Below are 19,833 nucleotides of genomic sequence, written 5' to 3' on the forward strand. Positions count from 1 at the left end.
CGCCGCCGAACCGGCGGCCGCTTCGGCGAATGATGCGTAGAGCTAACAAAAAGTCGGGAGGACACCTTGAGCGACACCCCCATCCTCGCCGGGAACGAACTCGCCGCCGAGCGGGCCAAGGCCGGCCAGCCGCCCCTGGTGCCCTCGACCTCCCGCGACCGTGGGATCGGGCCGCACAAGCGGCTGGTGCTGCGGGCCGCCACCGTCATCGACGGCACCGGCGCGCCGCCGATCGGCCCGATCGACATCGTGGTCGAGAACGGCCGCATCGTCCAGCTGAAGAAGGTCACCGGCAACCTCGCGAACACCGCCAACCGGCCGGCGCCGGGCGACCACGAGATCGATTGCCGCGGCAAGTGGGTGACCCCCGGCTTCGTCGATTGCCATGCGCATGCCGGCGTCGCGTATCATGCCGCCAACGGCTGGGTGCCGCCGGTCGAGTACGTCTACAAGCTCTGGCTCGCCCACGGCGTGACCACGGTGCGCGAGATGGGCTCGTTCAACGGGCTCGACTGGATGCTCGACCAGAAGAAGCGCGCGGAGGCCAACACCATCGCGGCGCCGCGGCTCTTGGCCTACAGCTACTTCCCGGCCGTCAACGACATGCTGAAGCTGATCCACACCCCCGAGGAGGGGCGGGTGTGGCTGAGGAAGCTGAAAGAGCGCGGCGCCGACGGGGTGAAGTTCTTCGGAGCCCCGCCCGCCATCATGGAGGCGGCGCTCGACGAATGCGCGAAGCTCGGGCTGAAATCCGGATGCCACCACGCCCAGATGGCGGTGACGCGGATGAACGCGCTCACCACCGCCGGCTGGGGCCTGACCAGCGCCGAGCATTATTACGGCCTGCCCGAGGCGCTGTTCGAGGACCGGGTGGTGCAGAACTTCCCGCTCGATTACGATTACAACGACGAGTATTTCCGTTTCTCGGTCTCGGGCCAGATGTTCCGGCAAGGAGCGGAGCCGGGCTCGAAGAAATGGAACGAGACCCTGGAGCGGTTCCTGGAGCTCGGCTTCACCTTCGTGCCGACCTTCACGATCTACGACGCCAACCGCGACCTGATGCGGGCGCGCCAGGCCGACTGGCACAAGGAGTACACCTGGAAGTCGATGTGGGATTACTTCACGCCGCAGCGCGGCGGCCACGGCTCGTACTGGTATCGCTGGTCGACCCAGAACGAGATCGAGTGGAAGGAGAACTACCGGCTCTGGATGGCCTTCATCAACGAGTACAAGAACCGCGGCGGCCGGGTCTGCGCCGGATCGGATTCGGGCTTCATCTACCAGATCTTCGGCTTCGGCTATATCCGCGAACTCGAGCTGTTGCAGGAGGCGGGCTTCCATCCGCTGGAAGTGGTGCGCGCCGCGACGTCGCAGGGTGCGGCGCTATGCGGGCTCGAGGACGAGATCGGCACCGTCGAGGTCGGCAAGCGCGCCGACCTGCTGGTCCACGACCACAACCCGCTCACCGACTTCAAGCTGCTCTACGGCACCGGGGCTTTGCGCCTCGACGAGGCGACGAACGGCGCCACTTGGCATCGGGGCTTGAAATACACGATCAAGGACGGGGTGATCTACGACACCGCCGAACTGCTCGCCGACGTGCGCGATCTCGTGAAGGCGACCTGGGACGAGGCGGTGCCGGCGAAGTATGCGCGCCAGGATCAGGCGGCACCGTGAGCGACATCCTCGACTTCGTGGTGCTCACCGGCTTCCTCGGCTCCGGCAAGACGACGCTGCTGCGCGACTATCTCGGCCGCCCCGAGGCCGCCGACACCGCCGTCATCGTCAACGAGGCCGGCGAGATCGGCCTCGACGGGCTGATCCTGCGCGAGAGCGGGGGTGATGTCCCGATGACCATGCTGGCGAATGGCTGCGTCTGCTGCCAGATGACCAGCGACCTCGCCCGGACCGTCGAGGCCTTGCTCGCCGCCGAGCGGCCGGAGGCCTCGGGGCCGCTGCGCCGCATCGTGCTGGAGACGAGCGGCCTGTCGAAGCCCGGCCCGGTCCTGCGCCAGCTGGCGAGCCTCGCCGGGTTCCCGATGCGGGTCTCGGTCGTCGCCACCTACGATGCGCTGCGCGGACCCGAAACCTCGGCCTTCGAGGAGGCGGCGGCGCAATGGGCCGCCGCCCATCGCATCGTGCTCACCAAGCTCGACGCCGCGCCGCCGGACCGCCTCGAACGGGCCCGGGCGGAGATCGCCGCGATCAACCCGCTCGCCGAGATCATCGCCGATCCGGACCGCGCGAGGGCGGTCGCGGCCGCCTTCGCGCCGCTCCCCGGTGCCGGCCTCGATCCGGCCCTGCTGGCGCCTGAATCCGGCAGCGCCCATCCCCGCGTCGCGGTCTGGCTCGCCCGGCCCCTGCGCCCCCTCCCCTACGACGACCTGGCGGCCTGGCTCGACAACCTCGCCGGCCATCTCGGCGAGCGGCTGCTGCGCCTCAAGGGCCTGGTGGGGATCGTCGAATCGGACCGTCCGCTGCTGGTCGAGAGCGTCGGCACGCTGTTCTCGCGCCCGCGCCCCTTCGGCCGGCCGGCCGAGGAGGCGGCGGCGTTCGTGGTGGTGATCGCCCGCGACCTGGCGGCGGGGGAGCTCGACAGCGTGGCGCCCGAGGGCCTGTTCCGCTTCGCGCCGCGGGTGGCGGAGAGCCCGTTCGCGCGGGTGGGGGCCGGTGTTCCGCGGGCGGAGGCGGTGCGGGGGTGAAGCGTCTCGGATGACCCTGTTCCGCACCCGCGGAACGGCCGTCATACGGTTTCCGGCTAATCGCTTCGCGATGCGGAAACCGGCTCCGCTCAGGCGCCGCGCGGGCTGGTGATACTGTTTCCGGAAGGGATCTTCCGGAAACAGTATCACACGGGCCGGTTATGGCAGGATGCCCCGACCTGAGCCGTAACGCCGCCCTCCCGCGAGAGCCCGATCGAGCATGACAGCACCGGCCGCCGCCTCTCCCGACAGCCCGCCCCGCGGCGCGGAGCCGTTCTGGTCGGCCCTGTTCACCGACCGGCGGATCGCGCCGGCCCTCGGGCTCGGCTTCACCTCCGGCCTCCCTTTCCTGCTCGTCTACGGGACGCAGGCCGCGTGGCTGTCGGATAGCGGCATCTCGATCGCCACGATCGGGCTGCTCAGCGAGATGACGCTGGCCTACAAGTTCAAGTTCCTGTGGGCCCCGTTCCTCGACCGCACCGACCCGCCGCTGCTCGGGGCCCTGCTCGGCCGGCGGCGCGGCTGGATCGTCGCGGCGCAGCTCGGCGTCATGCTGATGCTCGCCGGGATCGCCTTCGGGGATCCCGCGCACTGGCTCGCCTGGACGATCGCGTTCTCGGTGGCCTTGGGCTTTGCCGGCGCGACCCTCGACCTCGTCATCGACGGCTGGCGCATCACCAGCGTGCGGCCGCCCGAGAAGCAGGCCGTGCTATCGTCCTGGACCGAGATCGGCTGGCGGATCGGCAATCTCGCGGCAGGCGCCGGCGCGCTGCTGCTGGCCGACCGGATCGGCTGGCGCGGGGCCTATCTCGCCATGGGAGCCCTGATGCTGGTCGGCATGGCGGCGGCCGTCCTCGCGCCCGAGCCGCCCTCCGACCAGGTGCCCCACGCGCCCCGCGCCGGCCTCCTCGACACGATCTGGGAGCCGATCGCCGACCTCCTGCGCCGCCTCGGCCCGATGGCGCCGGCGATCCTGCTGCTCGTGGCGGGCTTTCGCATGCCGGGCTACATCGCGACCGCGATGGCGGTGCCGCTGTTCAAGCACCAGGGCTTCACCAACACCGACATCGCCACCGTCACCAAGCTGTTCGGCTTCTGGATCGGGCTCGGCGGCACCTTCCTGGCCGGGGCCCTGATCCCGCGGATCGGCATGCTGACGAGCCTCCTCGTCGGCACGGTCGCCGCCTCGGCCTCGCACCTGAGCCTCGCCTACCTGGCGGCGCATGGCGGCGATGGCGGCCGCGCCTTCTGGACCTTCGCGGTCACCGTCGGCATCGACGGCTTCGCCTATGCCTTCGCGTCGGTGGTGCTCATCACCTACATGTCGACGCTCGCCTCGACCCGGCACGCGGCGAGCCAGTTCGGGCTCCTGACCTCGCTCTGCGCCTTCCCGGGCAGCGTGCTGGCGGGATTTTCCGGCTTCATCGTCGAGCGGACGGGGTTTCCCTGGTTCTTCGTCCTGACCTCGCTCATCGGCGTGCCGGTGGCTTTGCTCGCCGTCTATGTCTGGGCCAAGGTCGGGATCTCCGACGAGGCGCCGGCGACGACCTGACCGGTCCGGGAACGCTTGGCGCCCTATCGCGCAGGCCGAGCCGGGATGCCCGTCTCGCCGAGACAACGCGACGCATTCAGGGCCTCGTTGCGGATGGAGCGCCCCCTTGGATCTAGAGGCTGCCGCTCGGTTCCTCGATGGCGCCTCGCTCCACTGTGCCCTCTGAGTCGCAGAATCGAACGTGCCGGAGCGACCATGGCCAAGTCGCTCGGCGCCTGCAGGCGGATCACCGAGGGGCTGGTGCGGATGTCAGGACGCAGGCATTGCTGCCCGCCCGATCACCGCGACAAAAGGATCGTGATATCGGACCGGAACTACAAAGGGGGCCCGCCAAGGCCCACTCATTCTCTGCGGGCCAACCTTCCACCCGGTCGTGCCCATACTTCCTAGGGACCAAGGGGATTTGAACCCCTGTCTTTCAAATCTGCGTCGTAGCATGGGCTTGGTGTCACCCGGCGCTACGACGGCCCCTCGCGGGGTCTTAGACGCGGATCGTTTCCGAGAGCCGCTAACGGTGAGGTATATGGGACATCACAGGTGCTTCGTCAACCCCGAAAGCCCCACCGCCCTCAAGACACAGCCGCGAATGGTCTTGATAGTTTCGCCGTCCAGGGGAGTATAGAGATACAGGCGCTTGCCGGCTGCCGACTTCCCGGTCCTGAGAAAATCCAGCCGATGGAAGGCGACGGTATTCACCATGTCGCCCTTGACCCAAACTCCGTCGCTATCCCACGGCTCAGGAAGATGCGGCCGCAGGTTGATCTGCTTATGATAGGGCATGATTGGATCGGGCGGATCGGTGCTCAACGCGACGACGGTGCATAGTCCAGGGCGCGCCGCAATTTTTGGACTGATGACCACGCAAGGCCGGCGCTTGATCATTTCCGGCACCTTGAAGCCTACGTTGAAATCACACAACAAGACGACACCAAGTGCCGGATGCTCTCGTATAGCCACCGCAAATCCCTTGTCATTTTCCGATATTTTTCGACGATCGCACTGTGAGATCGACGGATATGCGAAAATGGCACCTCATATTTCAGAATATGCATTGCAGGTGCGTAGCAAATCAGCCAGACTTGAGGGAACCGGCACAATGCCAACATGTCTTATCAGATTGTGCAAACACCGATCAAGCACATGATGACGCTTGGCTTCTGCATGTTTTTTGCAGGCGGTCCACAATCGGCACAGCATCGTCATGCGAGGCCAGATCGCGAAAACGAGAATGAAGATTTTGATGAAAATGTTAGATCACAATCGTCTTCGCGTGATCGGCACGGTCACTTATCGATGAAAGACAGAAATTTCGACTATCTCTCGGGGCTGAGGCACATTGGCATGCAGGGTCCGTCGTCATCGACCCAGTCGCCATCGAACCGCTCAGCCGGCGGCCGCCCGCGATCCGATCGTCTCCGGCAGACTGATCCACGGAGATGCGGGACCGCTCAAACTTGACACGTAGCCCCACTCCCCCCACTCTCCCCGGCTCCCAGGGGAGCCTCGCGAGGAGGCTGAGATTCCGCCGGTCCGGTTCGTCCGGGCGCCGCGGTGACCCTATGAACCTGATCCGGGTCATGCCGGCGTAGGGATGCGGGACCGGCGCGGCGCAAAGGCCGAACCTGCCGTCTTTTCGCGCATGATCTCCGCTCGGTCTGGCCCTCGCCCGGGATGGGCGCGAGGTGGCCGTGATGTCGCAAGCGGAGATCGTCGAGGCCCTGCTCGACTTCATCGGACGGCCGGGCGCGAGCGAGGCGGAGTTCGAGGCGCTGGCGTTGCGGCTCTTCGCCTACCAGTTCGCCCACAACGCGCCCTATCGCCGGTTCGCGCAACAGCGCGGGCGCACCCCGCTGACCGTGCGGCGCTGGCGCGACATCCCGGCGGTACCGATCAAGGCGTTCAAGGACCTGACCCTGAGCTGCTCCCCGCCGGACGCAGCCGAGCGGGTGTTCATGACGAGCGGCACGACCGGGAGCGGACGCGGCCGCAGCTACCACCCGACGCTCGCGGTCTACGACGCCTCGATGCTGGCGGGCTTCGCCGCCCGGATCATGCGCGGGCGAGACACGATCCGGATGGGCATCCTGTTCCCGGACGAGGCGGCGCTGCCGAATTCGTCGCTCGCCCATTACCTCGCCCTGGCGAAGGCGGAGTTCGGCACGGCGGACAGCGCGGTCTTCGTCGGCCCGACGGGGCTCGACCTCGATGGGCTGCTGGCGGCGCTGGCGCAGGCCGAAGCCTCGGGCGAGCCCTATGCCCTGCTCGGCGCCACCTACGCCTTCGTGCCGGTGATGGATGCGCTCGAGGAGCGTGGCCGCCGCTTCGCCCTGCCGCCGGGGAGTGTCCTGTTCGATACCGGCGGCTTCAAGGGCCAGTCGCGGGAGATCGAGCCGGATGCCTTCTATGACGGGCTTTCGGAGGCCTTCGGCGTGCCGCGCACATCCTGCCTCAACATGTACGGGATGACCGAGCTGAGTACCCAGTTCTACGACGACGGCAACGCGACCTGCCCGCCGGTGAAGTCCGGCCCGCACTGGATCCGCAGCCGCGTCGTCGATCCGCTCACCGGCATCGACGTCCCTGAGGGCGAGACCGGCGTGCTGGTCCACCACGACCTCGCCCATTTCAACTCGGTCTCGGCGATCCTGACCGAGGATGCCGGGGTGATCGTGCCCGGCGGCTTCCGGCTGCTCGGCCGGGTCGAGGGCTCGGCCTCGCGCGGCTGCTCGGTCGCGGTGGCCGAATTCCTGGCCGCGGCGCAGGGATGAGCACGGTCGAGGAGGCCGGATACCTGCCGGGGCTCAGTCCCGAGGCGATCGGCCGGCGCATCGTCCAGCACCGGGCCTGGGGCGAAACCGTCGCGGTGGCGCTGCCGGACCTGACCGGGGATCAGGCCGAGACCCTGTGCGCCCATGTCCGCGCCCGCGCCCGCGAGACCTTGCGGCGGATGGAGACCGCCCGGATCGTCGCGGCCATCGACCGGGCGAGCGCCTGCCTGCTCGACCGCACGCATCCTTTGCGCCGCAAGGCCGAGGCGCTGCTGCCGGTCGTCACCGGCTACGATCGCGAGACGGTGCGGCTCGGCCTGACGAGCTACCTGAAGACCTTCCGGCGGCCGCAATTGCTGCGTTTCCTCGCCGAGGATTTCTCCAATCCGGCCGTGCTCGACGGGTTCCAGCCGGCGGTGAAGGGCGGGCTGGTGCGGGCACGGGGGCCGGACCTGCTGCTCCATGTCTGGGCCGGCAACGTCCCGGCCCTGCCGCTGTGGAGTCTCGTCTCGGGGTTGCTGGTCAAGGCCGGCACGGTCGGCAAGCTCGCCTCCGCCGAGCCGCTGACCGCCGGCTGGTTCGCGCAAGCGATCGCCGAGGCCGACCCGGACCTCGGCGAGTGCCTGGCGATCACCTGGTGGAAGGGTGGCGAAGGCGGGCCCGAGGCGACGTTCCTCGCGCAGGCCGACTGCGTCATGGCCTATGGCGGCAACGAGACCCTGGCGGCGCTCCGCGCCAAGGTGCCGGTCACCGCCCGATTCCTGCCGCACGGCCACCGCATCGGCTTTGCCATGATCGCCCGGGAGGCCCTGGACAGCCGCCGCGCCGGCCCGCTCGCCCGCCTCGCCGCCCACGATATCGTCCGCTACGAGCAGCAGGGCTGCTACGCGCCGCAGATGCTGTTCGTCGAGCGCGGCGGCGCGACCGCGCCGGACGAGTTCGCCCGCCACCTCGCCCACGAACTCGCGGCTCTCGCGAGCCGCCATCCGCGCCGGCGGCTCGATCCGGGCGAGGCGGCCGCCCTCGCGGCCTGGCGCAACGCCCACGAGATGCGGGCCCTCGACGGGAGCGCGACGCTTCTCGGCGATCCGGCCGATCCGTGGAGCGTCGTCCTGCTCGACGACGCCGTGGGTCTGAGCCCGTCCGGCCTCAACCGCAGCGTGGCGGTCGTTGCGGTCGACGATCTGGCGGAGGTGCCGGCCCGGGTGGCGCCCCACCGCGCCTATCTCCAGACCGCCGGAATCGCCGCCGCTCCCGCGCGGCTCATGGCGCTCGCCGACGACCTCGCCGGGGCCGGCGTCACCCGGATCTCGGCCATCGGCCGCATGACGGCGCCGGAGGCCGGCTGGCACCATGACGGGCGCTTCAGCCTGCTCGACCTCGTGACGATGACGGAGATCGAGGCCGGCGCCGAGGCCGCTGCGGAAGGCTTCGCGCCCTATGCCGATTGACGCCCATCTCGCCCTCGACGGAATCCGCTACCGCTTTCCCGGCGATGATGCCGAGACCGTGGCGGGCGTCGATTGGGCGATCCCCCGCGGGGCGATCCACTGCCTGCTCGGCCGCAGCGGCTGCGGCAAGACCACCCTGCTCAAGCTCGCCGCCGGGCTGATCGCGCCGGATTCGGGCCTCGTCCGGGTCGGCGGGGAGCCGGTGCGCGGGCCGGCGCCGGGCGTCGGCTTCGTGTTCCAGGCCCCGACCCTGCTCGCCTGGCTGTCCGCCCTCGACAACGTGCTCCTGCCGGTCTCGCTCGAGCGCCGGCCGCAAGCCGCGGATCGCGAGGCGGCCCGCGACCTCCTTGGCACGATGGGCCTCGGGGATCTTGCCGGGCGCCGGCCCGGTTCCCTGTCGGGCGGGCAGCAGAGCCGGGTGGCGCTCGCCCGCGCGCTGGTGACTGAGCCGGGCCTGCTCCTCCTCGACGAGCCCTTCGCGGCGCTGGACGCGCTCACCCGCGAGGAGTTGCAGGACGACCTCCTGCGCCTCTGCGCGTCCCGCGGCACCGCAGCTCTGTTCGTCACCCACGACATCGGTGAAGCCGTCTACCTCGGCGACCGGGTCGGCGTGATGGCGGCCGGACGCCTCGTCCACGAGGATGCGGTCCCGCTGCCCCGCCCCCGGCCGCCCGGCATCCGCTACGATCCCGCATTCGGGACGGTCTGCCGGTCGCTCCGCGCGGTCATGGATGGCCCCACCCCGGTAATCGGGCGGGCGGCGTGAGGACGCGGCTCGCCTCCGCCCTGCTGCTGGCGGCCCTGCTGACCGCCTGGGAGGCGTGGTGCCGCTCCGGCCGCGTCTCGCCCCTCGTCCTGCCGGCGCCCTCCTCCGTCGCCGAGACCCTGTGGGGCGAGATCGCCTCCGGCCGGCTCTGGCCGCATCTGCGCGTGACCATGACGGAGATGGGCTTAGGCCTCCTCGCCGGCACGATTCTCGGCCTTGGCGCCGGCATCCTGCTGTCGGAATGGCCGAGCCTGCACCGGGTGCTGCGCCCCTACGTGCTGGCGAGCCAGCTGGTGCCGAAACTGGCGCTCGGCCCCCTGCTGATCCTGTGGTTCGGCTTCGGCCTGACGCCGACCGTGGTGATCACCGCGCTGATCTGCTTCTTCCCGCTCTTCGAAAACACCCTCACGGGCCTCGCCCAGGTCGAGCCGGGCCAGCGCGAGCTGTTCCGGATGCTCGGCGCGAGCCGCGCCCGGACCCTCCTGCGCCTGAAGCTACCCGCCGCTCTGCCGGTGATTTTGGCGGGGTTCCGCGTCGCCATCGTGCTGGCGCTCGTCGGCGCGGTGGTGGGCGAGTTCGTCGGCGGGCGCCAGGGCCTCGGCGCCTCGATCATCGCCGCCCAGAGCGTGATGGATTCGAGCCTGATCCTGGCCCTGTTCGTGGTCATCACCGCCCTCGGCATGATCGTCTATGAGGCCGCCCGGGGGGTTGAGTCCCTGATTCTGCGCCGTTACGCGAGAGACTGACCATTCATGCCCGCCTTACGCCTGCTCCTCGTCCTCGCCCTCGCCTGGCTCGGCTCCCCGGCCCTGGCACAGACCCTGGATAAAGTCACCGTCGCCGGCTGGAGCCAGCCGATCAGCGAGATCACCAACCTTTTGGCCGAGCCCGATCACGGCCTGTTCAAGGCCCGGGGCATCGCCCTCGATTACGTGCCGGGCAATGGCGGCGGCTCGGCGATCCAGGCTTTGCTCTCGGGACAGGCGGACGTCGCCTTCACCGACCCGGCCTCGTTCTACCTCGCCCTCGACAAGGGGGCGGATCTGGTGGCGATCTATAACATCTATCCGCAGAACGTCTTCAACGTCGTGGCGCCGAAAGCCCGCGGCATCCGTTCGATCGCCGATCTCAAGGGCAAGCGCGTCGGCGTCTACAGCCTGGCGAGCGGAACCCGCCAGCACCTGCTCCTGCTGCTCGCCGCCGCCGGGCTGAAGGAGAGCGACGTGACGGTGGAGGTCACGGGGCTGCTCAACTTCGCCCCCCTGATCCAGGGCCAGGTCGATGCGACGGCGGCCACCGATACCGGGCTCTTGGTCGGCCGCGCCAAGGGCCTCGGCGACGTGGACGTCATCGCGGTGCGCGACCACCTCAACCTGCCGAGCGACATCTTCGTGGTGACGCGGAAGGACTATGAGGCGAAGAAGCCGCTGCTGAAGCGCTTCCTCGCCGCCTACCGCGACTCCGCCGCCTGGATGATCGCCAAGCCCGACGAGGCGGCGCACCTCGCCGTCACCCGGGCGATCAACGGCCGCGACGAGGCGATCAACCGCGAGGTGATCGCCTTGCGCAACCTGTCGAGCGTGTCGCCGACCACCGAGCGCGAGGGCTTGGGCCATTTCGACTTGCCCGTCCTGCAGCAGGGCGCCGACCAGTTCCGCAAGCTCGGCCTCATCACCCGCTCCCTCGACATGGGCCAAGTGGTGAAGAGCGACCTGATCCCGGGCAAGGAGGGCGCGCGATGAGGTTTGGCGACCGCGCCATCCTGGTCACGGGAGGAAGCCGCGGCATCGGCGCGGCCATCGCCACCGCCTTCGCGAGGGAAGGCGGGCTCGTCATCGTCAATTACCGCGAGAACCACGCCGCCGCCGAGGCGGTGGCCGACCAATGCCGGGCGCTTGGCGGCCAAGCCCTGACCGTCGCCGCCGACGTGACCGACGCGGACGCCGTGGCGGGGCTGGCCTCGCGGATCACCGAGGAGGTCGGCCGCCTCGACGCGATCGTCAACAACGCCTTCGCGCCCTACCGCTTCGATCCCGACCGCCGCCCGCGCTTCCGCGACGTGCCGTGGGAATCCTACCAGCGCCAGTTCGACGGCGCGGTGCGGGCGGCCTACAATGTCGTCCAGGCGCTGCTGCCGCTGATGACCCGGCGCAGCGGCGGGGCCATCGTCAACCTGGCGAGCGACCTCGTGGCGCGCCCGAGCATCCCCTACCACGACTACACCACCGCCAAGGCGGCCTTGATCGGCTTCAGCCGCACCCTCGCGGCCGAGCTGGGGCCGGTCGGCGTGCGGGTCAATTGCGTGGCGCCGGGGCTGGTCACCGGCACCGATGCGAGCCGGGACACGCCCGAGGAGGTGCGCGAGGCTCTGATTGCCCAGACCCCCTTGCGCCGCCTCGCGACGCCGGAGGACGTGGCCGGGCCGGTGCTGTTTCTCGCCGGCGAGGAGAGCCGGTTCGTGACCGGGCAGGTGCTGACCGTGGATGGGGGGTTGGTGATGGGGTGAGGGATGGTGCGGCAGTCGGCATATTCTACGACAGAACGGCTCGTCCGCGGCTCCGGCCCATCCCATCCTGGACCTCATCCTGAGGTGTTAGTCGATCAAGGATCGACTGACCTCGAAGGAGGGCTCCAGATACCACGCGATCCCTGGAGCCCTCCTTCGAGGTTAGTCCATCTCCGATGGACTAACACCTCAGGATGAGGTTGTGGCTTGGATAGAACCATCATCCGAAATTCCTTGCCTCACACCCCGAACCGCAACCCCTCCCGTTCGTAATCCTCCTTCACGCATTGCAAGATCAGCCCGATCTCCGGCGACGGATCGTTCTTGCGGTAGCTCATGATGACCGGGATCAGCGCCCGGTCCTCGTCGAGCGGCCGGTAGGCGACGCCGTCGCGGCGCAGGCGCTCGATCGAGGCGGGCACCACGCAGACCCCGGCCTCCGCCGCGACGAGGCCGAGCGCGGTCTGGAGCTCGCGCACCTCGTGGATCACCGGCGGGCGCACCCCGTGCTCGCGAAACAGCGCCAGGATGCGGTCGGCGTTGTTGGGCCGCGCGCTCTTCGGGTAGAGGATCAGGGCCGTCTCGGCGAGGTCGTGGAGCTTCAGCGGCCCGGGTGATCGCTCGGCATCCCAGGCCATCGGCACGGCGACGATCAGCTTTTCGTTGCGCAACAGCACCCGCTCGATCGCCGGGTCCTCGATCTCGACCCGGCCGAAGCCGACATCGATCCGGCCCTCCTTCAGCGCCGCGATCTGCTCCAGCGTCAGCAATTCGAGGAGCGTCATGTCGACGTCTGGGCGCTTCGTCCGGTAGCCGCGCAGGATCTCCGGCAATCGCCCGTAGAGCGTCGAGGCGACGAAGCCGATGCGAAAGCTGTTGCGCTCGGCGACGCGCAGGCGCCGGCCGGTCTCGCGCAGGTCGTCGACCCGCTCCAGGATCTGGAGCGCCTGCTCGTAGATCACCCGGCCCGGCTCGGTCAGCCGCACCGGACGCGAGCCGCGCTCGATCAGTTCGAGGCCGAACTCCTCCTCGAACTGCTGCACCTGCTTGCTCAGCGCCGGCTGGGCGACGTGCATCGCCTCCGCCGCGCGGGTGAAGCTCTGCGCGCGGGCGACAGCCACGAAGTAGCGCAGGTGGCGCAGCTCCAACTCATTCCTCCCCAATCATTCCTGCCAGGAATGGTTTTGTTCCCAATCGGTCTTGGACCTCTCTATGCCGGTTCCTTAGAACTTAAAAAAGAGGAAACGCTCAGGGCGCGAGCGGGGCTCGGGACGACAAGTCCCCCCGAGACCACGCCACCCTGCGCAGGACGAGAGCCCGATCCGGCCCGCACGGCGCGTGGACCGGCAACGATCCGTCTCGTCCCGAGAACAGCCGGCGCGGCAGGGAGACGAACATGCTGGACGATCTGCATCAGGTGGTCGAGGGCGCGGTCGAGGAGAACCCGGAGACCGGCGTGTACCGGTGCCGGCGCGACATCTTCACCGATCCCGACATCTTCGAGCTGGAGATGCAGCACATCTTCGAGGGCAACTGGATCTACCTGGCCCACGAGAGCCAGATCCCGAACCCGAACGACTACTTCACCACCTTCATGGGCCGCCAGCCGGTGGTCATCACCCGCAGCCGCAAGGGCGAGTTGCAGGCCTTCGTCAATGCCTGCAGCCATCGCGGCGCGATGGTGTGCCGGCACAAGCGCGGCAACAAGGCGACCTTCACCTGCCCGTTCCACGGCTGGACCTTCAGCAACGGCGGCAAGCTCCTGAAGGTCAAAGACCCGGACGGCGCCGGCTACCCCGAGAGCTTCAACCGCGACGGCTCGCACGACCTGACCAAGGTGGCCCGGTTCGAGAACTACCGCGGCTTCCTGTTCGGCAGCCTCAACCCCGACGTGAAGCCGCTGACCGAGCATCTCGGGCAAGCCACCCGGATCATCGACATGATCGTCGACCAGTCGCCGGATGGGCTGGAGGTCCTGCGCGGCTCCTCGACCTACGTCTTCGACGGCAACTGGAAGCTCCAGACCGAGAACGGCGCCGACGGCTACCACGTCAGCGCGACGCACTGGAACTACGCCGCCACCACCAGCCGGCGCAAGGAATCGCACGTCGTCGACAAGACCCGCGCCATGGATGCGGGCGGCTGGGCCAAGCAAGGCGGCGGCTTCTACTCGTTCGAGCACGGCCACCTGCTGCTCTGGACCACCTGGGCGAACCCCGAGGACCGGCCGAACTGGGACCGCCGCGGCGAACTGGCCGAGCAGCACGGGCAGGCGATGGCCGACTGGATGATCAACCGCTCGCGCAACCTCTGCCTCTACCCGAACGTCTACTTGATGGATCAGTTCTCGTCGCAGATCCGCACCTACCGGCCGATCGCCGTCGATAAGACCGAGGTGACGATCTACTGCATCGCCCCCAAGGGCGAGGCGCCCGACGCGCGGGCCCGGCGCATTCGCCAGTACGAGGACTTCTTCAACGCCAGCGGCATGGCGACCCCGGACGACCTCGAAGAATTCCGCGCCTGCCAGATCGGCTATCGCGGCCGCGCGGCGCAGTGGAACGACCTCTGCCGCGGCGCCCGGCACTGGATCGAGGGCGCGGACGAAGGCGCGCGGGCGATCGGGCTGACGCCGCTGCTCAGTGGCGCCAAGACCGAGGACGAGGGCCTGTTCGCGATCCAGCACCGCTACTGGATGGACACGATGCGGCGGCATCTACCGTAAGCGCGCGGCCTCTCCCCTCCCCAGGCGATCCCGGGCTTGCCCGGTATCGCTGCAAGTTGCGGGGAGGGGGCGGGGGGTGGGGGTGGTGCCAGAAAAGCCTCGCGCTCTACGCGGCACCACCCCCACCCCTAGCCCCTCCCCACAAGGGGGAGGGGAAGGCGCCATAGCTGCAGACATCAGTTCAGAACATCCGCGGCGCCGCCCCCACCCAGGGCCTGAGCGCCCCCGCACGCCCATACGGAGCCCCCCGATGCCCCTCACCCTGGAGCAGGTGCAGCAATTCCTCTACCGCGAGGCCCGCTTCCTCGACGATCGCGACTTCGACGCCTGGCTGGCGCTCTACGCCCCCGACGTCGAGTTCTGGATGCCGTCCTGGGACGACGACGACCAGCTCGTCACCGATCCGCAGACCGATGTCTCGCTGATCTACTACGACAGCCGCAGCGGCCTGGAAGACCGCGTGTTCCGCATCCGCACCGAGCGGTCGAGCGCCACCAGCCTGCCGGAGCCGCGCACCTCGCACAACATCTCGAACGTCGAGATCCTGGAGCAGGACGAGACCAGCATCAAGCTCCGCTTCAACTGGCTCACCTTCAACTACCGCTACAAGACCGTCGATACCCATTTCGGCACGTCGTTCTACACCCTCGACACCAGCGGCGAGACCCCGCTGATCAAGACCAAGAAGGTGATCCTCAAGAACGACTACATCCACCACGTCATCGACGTCTATCACATCTAGGGAGGGCGCCGTGAACACTGTTGCGCTCAATTTCGAGGACGGCGTCACCCGCTTCATCGCCTGCCGCCCGGGCGAGACCGTGGCCGACGCTTCCTACCGCCTCGGCATCAACATCCCGCTCGACTGCCGGGACGGCGCCTGCGGCACCTGCCGGGTCCATTGCGAATCCGGCCGGTTCGATCCGGGCAGCTACATCGAGGATGCGCTCTCCGACGAGGAGGCGGCGCAGGGCTACGGCCTCGCCTGCCAGATGCGGCCGCGGACCGACCTGGTTCTGGCGGTGGCCGCCTCCTCGGAGGTCTGCAAGACCAAGGCCGCCGCCCTCAAGGGCCGGGTTTCGGCGGTTCGGCGCCTGTCCGACACCACATTCGGGCTCTCTGTCGAAACCGGGGAGCCCGTCGGCTTCCTGCCGGGGCAGTACGTCAATATCGCGGTGCCGGGCAGCGGCCAGGCCCGCTCCTACTCGTTCAGCTCGGTCCCGGGCAGCAGCACCGCCGAGTTCCTGATCCGCAACATCCCGGGCGGGCTGATGAGCACGTTCCTGGCCGAGCAGGCCCGGGAAGGCGCCGCTCTCGACCTGGCCGGCCCCTCGGGCAGCTTCTACCTCCGCGAGATCCGCCGCCCGGTGCTGATGCTCGCCGGCGGCACCGGCCTCGCCCCGTTCCTGTCGATGCTCGGCAAGGTGGCGGAGACCGGTACCGACCAGCCGATCCACCTCGTCTACGGCGTCACCCACGATGCCGACCTCGTCGAGACCGGGGCGCTGGAAGAGGCCGCGGCCAAGATCCCGGGCTTCAGCTTCGAGACCTGCGTCGCCTCCCCCGACAGCCGGCATGCGAAGCGGGGCTACGTCACCGAGCATCTGGCCGATGCGCATCTGCATGGCGGCGCGATCGACACCTATCTCTGCGGCCCGCCCGCGATGGTCGACGCGGTCCGCAAGACCTTCGCCGAGCGTGGCCTGACCCCGGCGAGCTTCCACTACGAGAAATTCGCCGCGAGCGGTGTCGGGGGTGGGGCATGAGCGCCCCCGACATGAGCGGCTTCGTCTCGCCGAACCGCTTCTCGGCCAAGGTCGCGGTGGTGACCGGCGCCGCGCAAGGCATCGGCCGCGAGGTCGCCTTGCGCCTCGCCCGCGAGGGCGCCGCCCTCCTCCTCACCGATCGCTCGGAGATCGTCGAGGAGACGGCGGCCGAGGCCCGCGACCTCGGCGCCAAGGCCGCGGTGCAGCTCGCCGATGCCGAGACCTTCGAGGGCTGCGAGAACGTGATGGCCGCCGCCGTCGCCCGGTTCGGCCGGCTCGACGTGCTGGTCAACAATGTCGGCGGCTCGATCTGGTTCAAGCCGTTCGCGCATTACGCCCCGCACGAGGTCGAGGCCGAGATCCGGCGCTCGCTGTTCCCGACCCTGTGGTGCTGCCGGGCGGCGCTGCCGCACATGCTGGCGGGCGGCGGGGGCAGCATCGTCAACGTGTCGTCGGTGGCGACGCGAGGCGTGAACCGCGTGCCCTACGCCGCCGCCAAGGGCGGGGTGAACGCCCTCACCGCCTGCCTCGCCTTCGAATATGCCGAGCACGGCATCCGGGTGAACGCGGTCGCCCCCGGCGGCACCGAGGCGCCGCCCCGGCGCATCGCCCGCAACCCGACCCCGCCGAGCGACCAGGAACGCGCCTGGATCGCCGAGGTGGTGGCCCAGACCAAGGCGTCGAGCCTGATGCACCGCTACGGCACCACCGCCGAGCAGGCCGCCGCCATCCTGTTCCTCGCCTCCGACGAGGCCTCCTACGTCACCGGCACCGTCCTGCCGGTGGCCGGCGGCGACCTCGGCTGACCCCATCACCCAAGCAAGAGAGGAAACGCCAATGACCACGAAGATCGCCGATTCCGCCGAGGCCCAAGCCCTGTTCGACAAGGTCGCGGGCCTCTCGACCGATTCCGGCAACCCGCGCATCAAGCAGATCGTGCGCCGCGTCGTCGAGGATGCCTGCCGGATCGTCGAGGATCTCGACGTGACCCCGAGCGAGTTCTGGACCGCGATGAGCTACCTGACCGAGACCGGCCAGGCCAACGAGTTCGGCCTGCTGATGCCGGGTCTCGGCGTCGAGCACTTCATCGATCTGTGCATCGACGCCAAGGAGCGGGCGGCCGGGATCGAGGGCGGCACGCCGCGCACCATCGAGGGCCCGCTCTACGTCGCCGGCGCTCCGCTGGCGAAGGGCGAGGCGCGCCTCGACGACGACCCGGAGGACGGCGAGGTGCTGATCGTCGAGGGTCAGGTGACGGGTCACGGCGGCGCACCGGTGGCGGGCGCCATCGTCGATGTCTGGCACGCCAACACGCTCGGCAACTACTCGGTGTTCGACAAGGGCCAGAGCACCTGGAACCTGCGCCGGCGCATCGAGACGGATGGGGAGGGCCGCTACCGCTTCCGCAGCATCCTGCCGAAGGGCTATGGCTGCCCGCCGCAAGGCCAGACCCAGAAGCTGCTCGACCAGCTCGGCCGCCACGGCCAGCGCCCGGCCCATATCCACTTCTTCGTCTCCGGCCCCGGCCACCGGCAGCTGACGACGCAGATCAACCTCTCGGACGATCCCTATCTGCACGACGACTTCGCCTTCGCCACCCGCGACGGGCTGATCGCCGAGGTGGTGCCGGTCACCGATCCGGCGGCGATCGCGGCAGCCGGGCTCGCGGCGCCGTTCTCGACCATCCGGTTCGACTTCGCGCTCAACCCGGAAGTGGCGCATGCGCCCGACCCGGTGGTGGTGCGGCCGCATGCCGAGGCGGCCTGAAGCGCAACGCCCGCATCCTCCCCCGCACAGGGCCGTCCGGGAAAAGGAAAAGGCGCTGATTTCCCCTCTCCCCGCGGGCGGGGAGAGGCCTGAGCTCCGAAGGGGCTCAGGGAGCCCGTAGGGCGAGGGTGAGGGGGTCTCTCAGGAAGAGGCCCCTTCGCACCACCCCCTCACCCTCGCTCCGGCTTCGCCTCCGCTTGCTGCGTCTCCTGAACGGAGACACAGCCCATTCCCGCCCGCGGGGAGAGGAGAAGACCCGCGCCCTTCTTTACCCGAACAGCCCTGCCGCAGAGGGGGGGAGGGCTCAGAGCCCGCGCTTCAAGCTCGAACCGACCCCACCCCACACATCCCGAGACCCCCATGCTCGCGAAGAACCAGCTCCACGACGCCGTGCATCAAGCGCCCGCCCGAGACCTCACGGTCGCCGACATCCGCACCACGATCGTCGACGTGCCGACGGTGCGGAAGCACAAGCTGTCCCAGACCTCGGTCACCGCCCAGAGCTACGTCATCGTCCAGTTGCGCCTCGCCAACGGCGTCGAGGGCATCGGCGAGGCGGCGACGCTCGGCGGGCCGCGCTGGAGCGAGGAGAGCGTCGAGGGCATCAAGGCCACCATCGACACCTACCTCGCCCCCGCCCTGATCGGTCAGCCGGCCGACCGCTTCGTCGCCGCCGGCGAGCGCCTGGATGCGGCGGCAAAGCGCAACAACGCCGCCAAGGCGGCCCTGGAGACCGCCCTGTTCGACGCGGTCGGCCAGACCCTCGGCCTGCCGGTATCGGCGCTGCTGGGGGGGGCCGTACGCACGAGCTTCCCGGTCCTGTGGACGCTCGCCTCCGGCGATCCCGACCAGGAGATCGCGGAAGCGGAAGGAAAGCTCGCGGCACGGCTGCACCGCACCTTCAAGATCAAGATCGGCGCGCAATCACCCGAGGCCGACCTCGCCCGGCTCACCCGCCTGTCGAAGGCGCTGTCCGAGCGCGCCACCCTGATCGTCGACGCCAACCAGGCCTGGGACGAGACCACCGCCCGGCGCTGCCTGCCGGTTCTCGCCGATCTCGGCATCGCCCTCGTCGAGCAGCCGCTGCCGGCCTGGAACGTCGCCGGGATGGGCCGCCTGCGCGCTCAAGGTCGCGTGCCGCCGCTGCTCGCCGACGAATGCGTGTTCACCCCCCACGACATGATGGGCGTCGCGCAAGCCGCCGCGGCGGACGCCGTGTCGCTCAAGCTCGTCAAGCACGGCGGGCTGGTGGAGCTGCGCAAGGTCGCGGCGGTGGCCGAGGCCGCCGGCATCGGCTTGTACGGCGGCTGCCTGCTCGAAAGCTCGGTCGGGGCCGCAGCGCATCTCCACGCCTTCGCGACCTTGCGCGATCTCGCCTGGGGCTGCGAGCATTTCGGGCCGCAGATCCTCACCGGCGACCTCGTCACCGAGCCGCTCGCCTTCCACGACTTCGCGGTGCACCTGCCCGAGGGCCCCGGCCTCGGCGTGACCCTCGATCCCGACAAGCTGCGCCACTACGCAAGGAACTGATCCCATGCTGTACTGCGTCGAGATGGACGTCGCGATCCCGCACGGCCTCGATCCCGAATACGTGGCGAATCTGAAGGCCGACGAAAAGGCGAGAGCCCAGGATCTCCAGCGCCAGGGCAAGTGGGTGCATCTGTGGCGGGTGGCCGGTCGCTACGCCAATATCAGCGTGTTCGACGTCGAGAGCCACGACGAACTGCATGACATCCTGTCCGGCCTGCCGCTTTTTCCGTTCATGACGATGCAGGTGACGCCGCTCGCGCGACACCCCTCGGCAATCGGGTGACGGACGGCACGATCCCC

18 protein-coding genes and 1 riboswitch are annotated in these 19,833 nt (G+C 69.2%); of the genes, 16 read left to right on the top strand and 2 right to left on the bottom strand.

Features of this window, described 5'->3' with window-relative positions; translation table 11 throughout:
- Window positions 1-66: 66 nt before the first annotated feature.
- The 3 genes from HBB12_RS28830 (at window position 67) to HBB12_RS28840 (ending at window position 4,254) form a co-directional block, all read left to right on the top strand.
- Entirely contained in the window at window positions 67-1,677 is a 1,611-nt protein-coding gene (locus tag HBB12_RS28830; protein WP_236992507.1) for an amidohydrolase family protein, read from the top strand.
- A complete protein-coding gene (locus tag HBB12_RS28835) occupies window positions 1,674-2,702 on the top strand; it encodes a CobW family GTP-binding protein (protein ID WP_236992508.1) in 1,029 nt (342 codons plus the stop codon). Before HBB12_RS28830 ends, HBB12_RS28835 begins: the two co-directional genes overlap by 4 nt.
- Window positions 2,703-2,922: 220 nt before the next feature.
- Window positions 2,923-4,254: an AmpG family muropeptide MFS transporter gene (locus HBB12_RS28840; RefSeq protein WP_236992509.1), complete on the top strand. Its 1,332-nt coding sequence runs from the start codon at window positions 2,923-2,925 to the stop codon at window positions 4,252-4,254.
- Between the two features lie 531 nt (window positions 4,255-4,785).
- Here HBB12_RS28840 and HBB12_RS28845 read toward each other — a convergent pair.
- The gene (locus HBB12_RS28845) at window positions 4,786-5,211 is read right to left on the bottom strand and encodes a type II toxin-antitoxin system PemK/MazF family toxin (protein ID WP_236992510.1); all 426 of its coding nucleotides are present in this window, start codon (window positions 5,209-5,211) and stop codon (window positions 4,786-4,788) included.
- 537 nt (window positions 5,212-5,748) lie between these two features.
- Window positions 5,749-5,846, top strand: a riboswitch (TPP riboswitch).
- 99 nt (window positions 5,847-5,945) lie between these two features.
- Between HBB12_RS28845 and HBB12_RS28850 the strand changes: the two genes are divergently transcribed.
- The 6 genes from HBB12_RS28850 to HBB12_RS28875 are packed head-to-tail and all read left to right on the top strand — an operon-like array spanning window position 5,946 to window position 11,745.
- Window positions 5,946-7,022, top strand: coding sequence for a LuxE/PaaK family acyltransferase (locus HBB12_RS28850; RefSeq protein WP_236992934.1), 1,077 nt, complete (start codon window positions 5,946-5,948; stop codon window positions 7,020-7,022).
- Window positions 7,019-8,473, top strand: coding sequence for an acyl-CoA reductase (locus HBB12_RS28855; protein WP_236992511.1), 1,455 nt, complete (start codon window positions 7,019-7,021; stop codon window positions 8,471-8,473). The genes HBB12_RS28850 and HBB12_RS28855 overlap by 4 nt, the downstream gene beginning before the upstream one ends.
- Window positions 8,463-9,239, top strand: coding sequence for an ABC transporter ATP-binding protein (locus HBB12_RS28860; RefSeq protein WP_236992512.1), 777 nt, complete (start codon window positions 8,463-8,465; stop codon window positions 9,237-9,239). Before HBB12_RS28855 ends, HBB12_RS28860 begins: the two co-directional genes overlap by 11 nt.
- Window positions 9,236-9,985, top strand: a complete 750-nt coding sequence (locus HBB12_RS28865) for an ABC transporter permease (protein WP_236992513.1) — start codon at window positions 9,236-9,238, stop codon at window positions 9,983-9,985. Before HBB12_RS28860 ends, HBB12_RS28865 begins: the two co-directional genes overlap by 4 nt.
- A 6-nt stretch (window positions 9,986-9,991) precedes the next feature.
- The gene (locus HBB12_RS28870) at window positions 9,992-10,981 is read left to right on the top strand and encodes an ABC transporter substrate-binding protein (protein ID WP_236992514.1); all 990 of its coding nucleotides are present in this window, start codon (window positions 9,992-9,994) and stop codon (window positions 10,979-10,981) included.
- Window positions 10,978-11,745, top strand: coding sequence for a 3-oxoacyl-ACP reductase (locus HBB12_RS28875; protein ID WP_236992515.1), 768 nt, complete (start codon window positions 10,978-10,980; stop codon window positions 11,743-11,745). The genes HBB12_RS28870 and HBB12_RS28875 overlap by 4 nt, the downstream gene beginning before the upstream one ends.
- A 239-nt stretch (window positions 11,746-11,984) precedes the next feature.
- On the opposite strand, the gene HBB12_RS28880 is transcribed toward HBB12_RS28875, so the two are convergent.
- Window positions 11,985-12,893 (bottom strand): LysR family transcriptional regulator, encoded by a 909-nt coding sequence (locus HBB12_RS28880; RefSeq protein WP_236992516.1) that lies wholly within the window; start codon window positions 12,891-12,893, stop codon window positions 11,985-11,987.
- Between the two features lie 248 nt (window positions 12,894-13,141).
- On the opposite strand from HBB12_RS28880, the gene benA reads away from it, so the two are divergent.
- From benA to catC, 7 genes are all read left to right on the top strand, one after another.
- A complete protein-coding gene (gene benA / locus HBB12_RS28885) occupies window positions 13,142-14,470 on the top strand; it encodes a benzoate 1,2-dioxygenase large subunit (RefSeq protein WP_236992517.1) in 1,329 nt (442 codons plus the stop codon).
- 250 nt (window positions 14,471-14,720) lie between these two features.
- On the top strand, window positions 14,721-15,212 hold the full coding sequence (gene benB / locus HBB12_RS28890) for a benzoate 1,2-dioxygenase small subunit (RefSeq protein ID WP_236992518.1): 492 nt from the start codon (window positions 14,721-14,723) through the stop codon (window positions 15,210-15,212).
- 10 nt (window positions 15,213-15,222) lie between these two features.
- Window positions 15,223-16,236 carry a benzoate 1,2-dioxygenase electron transfer component BenC gene (gene benC / locus HBB12_RS28895; protein ID WP_236992519.1) on the top strand — a complete coding sequence of 338 codons (1,014 nt, stop codon included), beginning with the start codon at window positions 15,223-15,225 and terminating at the stop codon, window positions 16,234-16,236.
- Window positions 16,233-17,042, top strand: coding sequence for a 1,6-dihydroxycyclohexa-2,4-diene-1-carboxylate dehydrogenase (locus tag HBB12_RS28900; RefSeq protein ID WP_272913306.1), 810 nt, complete (start codon window positions 16,233-16,235; stop codon window positions 17,040-17,042). The genes benC and HBB12_RS28900 overlap by 4 nt, the downstream gene beginning before the upstream one ends.
- Before the next feature lie 31 nt (window positions 17,043-17,073).
- A complete protein-coding gene (gene catA / locus HBB12_RS28905) occupies window positions 17,074-18,003 on the top strand; it encodes a catechol 1,2-dioxygenase (protein ID WP_236992520.1) in 930 nt (309 codons plus the stop codon).
- A gap of 360 nt (window positions 18,004-18,363) precedes the next feature.
- A complete protein-coding gene (locus HBB12_RS28910; RefSeq protein WP_236992521.1) occupies window positions 18,364-19,533 on the top strand; it encodes a muconate/chloromuconate family cycloisomerase in 1,170 nt (389 codons plus the stop codon).
- A gap of 4 nt (window positions 19,534-19,537) precedes the next feature.
- The gene (catC, locus tag HBB12_RS28915; protein ID WP_236992522.1) at window positions 19,538-19,816 is read left to right on the top strand and encodes a muconolactone Delta-isomerase; all 279 of its coding nucleotides are present in this window, start codon (window positions 19,538-19,540) and stop codon (window positions 19,814-19,816) included.
- Window positions 19,817-19,833 lie beyond the last annotated feature (17 nt).

Source organism: Methylobacterium sp. SyP6R (assembly GCF_019216885.1).
Classification (GTDB): domain Bacteria; phylum Pseudomonadota; class Alphaproteobacteria; order Rhizobiales; family Beijerinckiaceae; genus Methylobacterium.

Bases quoted from the DNA above. Each gene is read 5' to 3' on its own strand.
- HBB12_RS28840 (WP_236992509.1), top strand. From the start codon at position 2,923: ATGACAGCACCGGCCGCCGCCTCTCCCGACAGCCCGCCCCGCGGCGCG.
- HBB12_RS28850 (WP_236992934.1), top strand. From the start codon at position 5,946: ATGTCGCAAGCGGAGATCGTCGAGGCCCTGCTCGACTTCATCGGACGG.
- HBB12_RS28855 (WP_236992511.1), top strand. From the start codon at position 7,019: ATGAGCACGGTCGAGGAGGCCGGATACCTGCCGGGGCTCAGTCCCGAG.
- HBB12_RS28860 (WP_236992512.1), top strand. From the start codon at position 8,463: ATGCCGATTGACGCCCATCTCGCCCTCGACGGAATCCGCTACCGCTTT.
- HBB12_RS28870 (WP_236992514.1), top strand. From the start codon at position 9,992: ATGCCCGCCTTACGCCTGCTCCTCGTCCTCGCCCTCGCCTGGCTCGGC.
- HBB12_RS28875 (WP_236992515.1), top strand. From the start codon at position 10,978: ATGAGGTTTGGCGACCGCGCCATCCTGGTCACGGGAGGAAGCCGCGGC.
- benA (WP_236992517.1), top strand. From the start codon at position 13,142: ATGCTGGACGATCTGCATCAGGTGGTCGAGGGCGCGGTCGAGGAGAAC.
- benB (WP_236992518.1), top strand. From the start codon at position 14,721: ATGCCCCTCACCCTGGAGCAGGTGCAGCAATTCCTCTACCGCGAGGCC.
- HBB12_RS28900 (WP_272913306.1), top strand. From the start codon at position 16,233: ATGAGCGCCCCCGACATGAGCGGCTTCGTCTCGCCGAACCGCTTCTCG.
- catA (WP_236992520.1), top strand. From the start codon at position 17,074: ATGACCACGAAGATCGCCGATTCCGCCGAGGCCCAAGCCCTGTTCGAC.
- HBB12_RS28910 (WP_236992521.1), top strand. From the start codon at position 18,364: ATGCTCGCGAAGAACCAGCTCCACGACGCCGTGCATCAAGCGCCCGCC.
- catC (WP_236992522.1), top strand. From the start codon at position 19,538: ATGCTGTACTGCGTCGAGATGGACGTCGCGATCCCGCACGGCCTCGAT.